The organism is Roseateles sp. P5_B10 (assembly GCF_056400485.1).
The window spans coordinates 1-6,119 of sequence record NZ_JBFULE010000287.1 but is presented as its reverse complement, the minus strand read 5'-3'; the positions used below and the strand labels follow the sequence as shown (position 1 = coordinate 6,119).

General features: G+C 70.6%; 5 protein-coding genes. All 5 read right to left on the bottom strand.

Annotation, left to right across the window (positions count from 1 at the left end; genetic code table 11):
- Positions 1–145: 145 nt before the first annotated feature.
- Positions 146–1,951 carry a tetratricopeptide repeat protein gene (locus AC1DU6_RS17110; protein ID WP_477858499.1) on the bottom strand — a complete coding sequence of 602 codons (1,806 nt, stop codon included), beginning with the start codon at positions 1,949–1,951 and terminating at the stop codon, positions 146–148.
- A gap of 74 nt (positions 1,952–2,025) precedes the next feature.
- Entirely contained in the window at positions 2,026–3,660 is a 1,635-nt protein-coding gene (locus AC1DU6_RS17105) for a M16 family metallopeptidase (protein WP_477858497.1), read from the bottom strand.
- Positions 3,630–4,862: a M16 family metallopeptidase gene (locus tag AC1DU6_RS17100; protein ID WP_477858495.1), complete on the bottom strand. Its 1,233-nt coding sequence runs from the start codon at positions 4,860–4,862 to the stop codon at positions 3,630–3,632. Before AC1DU6_RS17100 ends, AC1DU6_RS17105 begins: the two co-directional genes overlap by 31 nt.
- Before the next feature lie 80 nt (positions 4,863–4,942).
- Positions 4,943–5,926: an AEC family transporter gene (locus tag AC1DU6_RS17095; RefSeq protein ID WP_477858494.1), complete on the bottom strand. Its 984-nt coding sequence runs from the start codon at positions 5,924–5,926 to the stop codon at positions 4,943–4,945.
- Positions 5,923–6,119 (bottom strand): hypothetical protein (locus tag AC1DU6_RS17090; RefSeq protein ID WP_477858493.1); only part of this gene is annotated, 197 nt, incomplete at its 5' end. The genes AC1DU6_RS17095 and AC1DU6_RS17090, both read right to left, overlap by 4 nt.

Here is a 6,119-nt window from a genome sequence, read left to right as displayed (position 1 = left end):
CGGCGGGCCAGGGCCAGCAGGGCAGCGTTCTTGGCGGCCGTGGGCGCGGCAGCCATTGCGGTGGCGGCGGCGCGGGCGGCGCGGCCGAGGTCGTCCATGTAGGCAGGCAGGCTCATGGCCGCCATTTTCGTCGACGACCCTCGACCTACAGCTTCGTAAGGTCTGGGCCGCCCTCCGCGCCGAACCAAGCCTTGCTCAACGCCTGGCGAGCGCTGTTCTCGGCGGCCGTGTCGCCGCGCTTCCTGTAGACCTCGGCCAGGGCCGCCAGCGCCCAGCCGTTGTTGCGCACGCGGGCGAGCGATTCCCGCAGGGCTTTCTCGGCCTCGTCCAGCCGGCCCTGGCGCAGGCGCACGGCGCCGAGGGACTGGCGCACCGGGTAGTACCAATAGGCCGGCTCGGTGTAGGCCAGGCCCTCCTCGATGGCGACGGCCTGCTCCAGTGCGGCGGCCGCGCCCGCCAGGTCGCCCTGGGCGTCGGCCAGGCGTGCCGTGGCGACGAGGCGGGCCGTCTGGGCGATGGCCTGGGCCGGGATGCCCCAGGCATCGAAGGGCTTGAAGTCGGCGCCCTTCTCCAGCGCCGTGATGGCGTCGATCTCGAGCCGGGCCGCCGCCGCGTCGTGGCGGGCCGCCTGGGCCAGCGCGCGGGCGTAGTGGTACATGACGCGCACCAGCACCAGGTCGTCGGGTGGCGCGGCCAGCTTCAGGATGACATCGGGCGGGCTGAACTGGGCGTGCGTCGTGTAGGGCGCGGCCTTGACGGGCTGCATGATGGGGAAGGCCTTGACGACGTCGACGGGCATGGACGCGTCGAGCTTGGCCGCCGCGTCGATGGCTGTCTTGGCCGCACCACCCATCTGGGCCGACACCATCAGGAAATGGATGTTGTGCGGGTAGTAGGCCGAGCGGTAGAGCGGGTCGGACGGCGAGCTCTTGAAATAGGCCTCGTCGACGGCGATGGCCTGGCGGTTGGCATCCAGTGACTCGCGGTATAGGCCGACGCGGTAGTAGATGTGGGCCGGCATGTGCACGATGTGGCCGGCGCCGGGCATCTGCGCGGCCAGGCGGCGCGCGGGTTCCAGTGCGCGCTCGGGTCGCGTCGAGGCCTCGACGGCATGGATGTAGAGGTGGATGGCGGCGGCATGGTTGGGGCGGCGCTTGAGCACGGTCTCCAGCGCGGCCACGATGTCGGCGGTGCGGCCCTTGGGCTTTGCGCCGGCGGCCTCCCAGTAGTCCCAGGGCTGGGTGTCCATGGCCGCCTCGGCGAAGAGCACCTGCATCAGGTCCTCGCCGGGGAACTGGGCGGCGACGCGCTTCATCGCGTCGGCATAGGCGGCGTCCAGGGCACTGCGGTCGGCCGGTGGCTCAGCGGCGTAGCGCTGCTGCAGGGCCTCGATGAGGACGCGCTCGCGCGGCGGCAGCTTGTCCTTGAGCGCGACGGCGCGGGCAAGCGCCGTCCAGGCGGGCGCGTTGGCCTCGGCCTGCATGGGCACATTGATGTTGGGGCCCAGCACCAGCGCCTCGCCCCAAAAGCACAGGGCGCAGCCCGGGTCGAGCTTCTGCGCGGCCTGGAAGGCACGCTGGGCCTCGGCATGGTTGAAGGCGAAGGACAGGCGCAGGCCCTGGTCGAAATAGGCCTGCACCTTGGGCGACGCATGCTCAAGCTTGAAGCTCATGCGCCCCAAGTCCTTGTAGAGCGGCACGTCGCCCGGCGCGGCCTTCATGGGCGCGGGCTGGAAGGGCGCGGTCTCCGTCCTGGGCGCGGAGGCGGCCGAGGCCAGCAGGGCCTGCAGCAGCACGGGCCGACCGGCCACTGACGGGGCGCAGACGCCGCCGGGGCTGCTCAGCAGCGGGTCAAAGGCAGCGGCCGTATCGGCACTGCCGGCCAGGGCGACGAGGCCCAGCGCGGCGAGGGCCTGCAGCAGGCGGGTGGCGGGGTGATGGCGTGATGGCATGCGACCTCCAGGCCCGGCAGGGGCCAGGAGGGGCATGCTCGCACCAGCGCCGCGCGGCCGCAATCAGGGCCGGGTCAGGGCAGTGGTTTGCCCTCGGCGTCGCGAACCTCGGGCTTGCGGCCAATCGCTTCCAGCTGCGGCACGATCTTGGCCTTGTCGCCCACCGCCACGACGATGAGCTGGGCCGGGTCGAGGTGCTGTTGGGCGGCCTTCAGCGCGGTGGCAGCGGTGACGGCACCGACCTTCTTCGGCAGCTCGGTGATCGCGTCCAGCGGCCGGCCCGCGGACCAATTGCCCGAGTAGCCGGCCACGACCGCGAGGTTGGTGTCGAACAGGCCGGGCAGGGACAGCAGCTGGGCGTTGCGCACGCGGCCCAGCTCGGCCGCGCCCATGGGCTTGGCGCGCATGCCCTCGATCTCCTTCCACATGTCGACCAGGGCCGGGCCGGTCACGTCGGTGCGCACGCTGCCGCGGATGCCGAACTGGCCGCGCTCGCGGCCCATGGTGTAGCCGGAATGGATGCCATAGGTGTAGCCCTTGACCTCGCGCAGCTGGTTGTTGATGCGCGACGTGAAGAGGCCACCCAGGGCCGCATTCATGACATTGATGGCGGCTGCATCGGGCGCGGCGGCGAAGGGGCCGGGCGAGACGACGGCCAGGGCCGTCTGCGGCGCGCCGGGCTTGTCGACGACGACGGTGCGCGCTGCGATGGGCCTGGACGCGGGCAGCGGCGCGGCGGCTGCAGCGGCGCCCTCGCCCTTCCAGGCGCCGAACAGCGGTTCGATCAGTGCCCGCAGCTCGGCCTCGGTCAGGTCACCGGCAACCACCAGGGCCGCGCGCTCGGGGCGGTAATGGGCCTGCCAGAAGGCACGCAGCGCAGCGCCATCCACGGCCTTGATGCTGGCCTCGGTGCCCAGCGCATTGGCGCTGAGCGGGTGGCCCTCGCCATAGGTCACGCGGTTGCCGACGGCATTGGCCAGCAGCGGTGCCTGCTCGCGCATCTGGGCCAGGGCGGCCAAGCGCTGCGCCTTCAGGCGCTCGATCTCGGGTGCGGCGAAGGCGGGRTTCAGTGCCAGGTCGGCCAGCAGCCCCAGGCCTTCCTTGGCACTGGCCTTGAGGCCGGAGAAGTCGATGCGCGCCTCCTCGCTGCCGGCCTGGGCGTTCAGCGTTGCGCCCAGGGCCGCGGCAGCTTCGGCAATCTGCTGGGCGCTGCGCGTCTTGGTGCCCTCGGGCAGCATGGCGGCGGTGAAGCCGGCCAGGCCGGGCTTGTCCGCCGGGTTGGCGCCCTGGCCGGCGCGCAGCACCAGGGCGGCGCTCACCAGCGGCAGTCCGGGCTTGGGCGAGTAGATGACGGTCAGGCCGTTGGCCAGCGTGAAGCTCTGCGCGGCCGGCAGCGTCAGCGCCTTGGCCTTGGCGGCACCGGGCGGCTTGGCGCGCCAGGCCTCTGCCGCGTTCAGCGACTCGCGCTCACCCTTAGCGGCCTTGGTGGGCGCCGGCGGCGTGGCCACCTCGGGCGGCAGCACCTGCTCGCCAGGCTTCGCTTGCACGACGACGCGGCGGTCCTTCTTGAGCCATTGCGTGACGGTGGCACTGACGTTGGYCGGGCCTAGCTGCCCATAACGCGCCAGGTCCTTGCCGACAAAGCCGGGGTCGCCGGCCATCTGGTTGTAGTGGTTGATCAGATCAGCCAGCGACGTGACCTTCTCCATGCGCTGCAGCAGCTGGGTCTGGATGGTGGCGCGGCCTGGCCCAGTTCGGCCTCCGTGGGCGGCGTGGTGGCCAGTTTGGCGATCTCCGCGTCGACCAGCTTCTCGATCTCGTCCAGCGACGCGCCAGGGCGGGCGACGATCTCGATGTTGAAGATCGAGCTCAGCGACTGCGAGTCCTGCCCCACCTGCACGCTCTGGGCGAGCTGCTTGTCGCGCACCAGCAGGCCGTACAGGCGGCTGGCCTTGCCACCACCCAGCACATGAGCGGCGACGTCCAGCTCGGCGTCACCGGCGGSGAACATGGGCGGCGTGTGCCAGGCGAGGTTCAGGCGCGACAGCTCGATGCGGTCGGTCACGACGAGGCGGCGCTCCTTGGTGATCTCGGGCATGGCGACCTTGACCTCGGGCACCTTGGCGCCGGCCTTTAGCGAGCCGAAATACTTCTGCACCAGCGCCTTGGCCTGCTTGGGGTCGAAGTCGCCGGCCAGCACCAGGGTGGCGTTGTTGGGCCGGTAGTAGGTGCGGGCAAAGTCCTTCACGTCCTTGAGCTGGATGCCCTGGATGTCGGCATGCGAGCCGATGACGGCGGCGCGGTAGGGGTGGCCTTCGGGGTAGAGGGCCTGGTACATCGCCTCCTCGACGATGCCGTAGGGCCGGTTCTCGAAGCTCTGGCGGCGCTCGTTGCGCACCACGTCCTGCTGGTTGGCCAGGGCCACCGAATCGACCTCGTCGATCATGTAGCCCAGCATGTCGGCCTTCAGCCACAGGCCGAGTTCGAGCTGGTTGGACGGCAGCGTGAAGAAGTAGTTGGTGCGGTCGAAGTTGGTCGAGCCATTGCTGTCGGTGCCGCCGGCGGCATCGACGAATTTGTCGAATTCGCCGCGCGGGATGTGCTTGCTGCCGGCGAACATCAGGTGCTCGAATAGGTGGGCAAAGCCGGTCTGGCCTTTGGCCTCGTTGCGCGGGCCGGCATGCACCCACAGGTTGAAGGCCACCAGCGGCAGGCGGTGGTCCTCGACGAGGATGACCTCGAAGCCATTGGCCAGGGTGAGCTTCTCCTGGCGCACGGCGAGCTGGCCGGCCTCGGTGTTGACCGCACCCTTCATCGCGGATTCAGGGGCGGCGCCCGCGGGCAGGGCGGCCGAGAGGGCGCCGGCCAGGGCCAGCAGCGCGACGAGACGGCGGGGGGCGGGAGCTTTCATTCGTATCGGTCCTCGAAGGGCAATGCGGGATTGGGCGACGTGTTCAACACGGTGCGGAAGTGCCGGGAGTCACCATGAGCCTACCAAGGCGACAGCCAGGCGAGCAGTGCCAGCCAAAGTGGCGCAGTGGCGACGTAAAGGATGGTGGAAACGACGGTGGCGGCCGTGACCYCGGCCTCCAGCGCGCGGTAGCGCTGGGCAAAGATCAGCGCGTTGGAGCCGGTCGGCAGCGCCGCAATCATGACGATGACGGCCAGCGGCATGCCATTCAGCCCCAGGCCCCAATGCGCGACGCCCAGCACGACGGCCGGCATCAGCAGCAGCTTGGCCAGCACCAGCCCGGCCAGGCCGCGCCATGTGCGTGGCCAGCCGTAATAGGCCAGGGACATGCCGATCAGCGTCAGGCACAGCGGCACGACGGCCGTGCCCAGGCTTTGCAGCGCCTCGTCGGCCACGGCGGGCAGGGTGAGGCCGGTCGCGTTCCAGGCCAGGCCGGCCAGCACCGGCAGCACGACGGGGTGGATGACGGTGTTGCGCACCGTCTGCAGCAGCGTGCCGGCCAGATTGCCGGTGCTGCGCTCGCGCGCCAGGTCGAGCTCGACGATGGCGGTCAGCAGCGTGAGTATCGACAGCGCATGCAGGCTCACCACGGCGATGTGGATGGCCAGGCCTTTCTCGCCGAACACGCCGGCCGCGACCGGCAGGCCCACCTGCAGCGTGTTGCCGAAACCCGCCGTGATGGCCCTGACGCTGGGCGCGACGACGTTCTCACCCGGCTTGCGCAGCCCGCGGTACAGCACGTAGAGCAGCGCGATCAGCACCAGCACCGGCACGAAGAAGGCGAACAGGAAGGCCCAGGGCAGCGCCGCCGTATCCAGCCGCGCCGTGGTACGGAACAGCAGGGCCGGCACGAAGATGTAGAAGGCCGCGTTGGCCAGCACGCGGGCCGGGTCGCTGTCACTGCCCGCCTCGCCACCGCCCAGCCAGCGCATGCGGCCGACCGCCCAGCCGATGGCCACCGCAACCAATATCGCCAGCAGCTTCGCCGCAATTGCCCAGGTCATTCAGGCCCCTCGCCTGGTCTCGCCGCGCTGAACGCGGGCGCGCCCAATCGGTCTTGCAGACCGCGCTGCGGCAAATGCCGCAGCTCTTCGGCAGGCACATCGCGTCCACTGGACGCAATGTGTCCGGCCAAAGCCCCCGAGGGGACGGCGATGCTTGCCGGATCGACCGGCAAGCACATCGCCAAGGCGGTCC